Below are 349 nucleotides of genomic sequence, written 5' to 3'. Positions count from 1 at the left end.
GGCCAGGGCTCCGCCGAAGGCGGCGCCGAGTGCGGCGCCGATCCCCGCGATCTCGTCCTCCGCCTGGAACGTGCGCACCCCGAAGTTCTTGTGCCGCGCCAGCTCATGCAGGATGTCGGAGGCCGGAGTGATCGGATACGAGCCCAGGAACAGTGGCAGATCTGCCTGGCTGCCGGCTGCGATCAGACCATAAGCCAGGGCGAGGTTGCCGGAGATGTTCCTGTACGTGCCCGGGGTGAAGGCTTTCGAGGCGGGGGCCACCTCGTAGACGGTGGCGAATTCCTCCGTGGTCTCCCCGAAGTTCCACCCCGCCCGGTACGCGGTGATGTTCGCCTCCGCGATCACGGGT

The 349-nt window shown here is 67.6% G+C and carries 1 pseudogene; it reads right to left on the bottom strand.

The features are described from left to right. A pseudogene (locus K7472_RS32315) lies at nt 1-349 on the bottom strand (2-oxoacid:acceptor oxidoreductase subunit alpha); the annotation flags it as partial.

The sequence above is a fragment of the Streptantibioticus parmotrematis genome (assembly GCF_019890615.1).
In the GTDB taxonomy this organism is placed as follows: domain Bacteria; phylum Actinomycetota; class Actinomycetes; order Streptomycetales; family Streptomycetaceae; genus Streptantibioticus_D; species Streptantibioticus_D parmotrematis.
The sequence above is the reverse complement of the archived record's forward strand: the minus strand, read 5'-3'. Positions and strand labels throughout refer to the sequence as shown.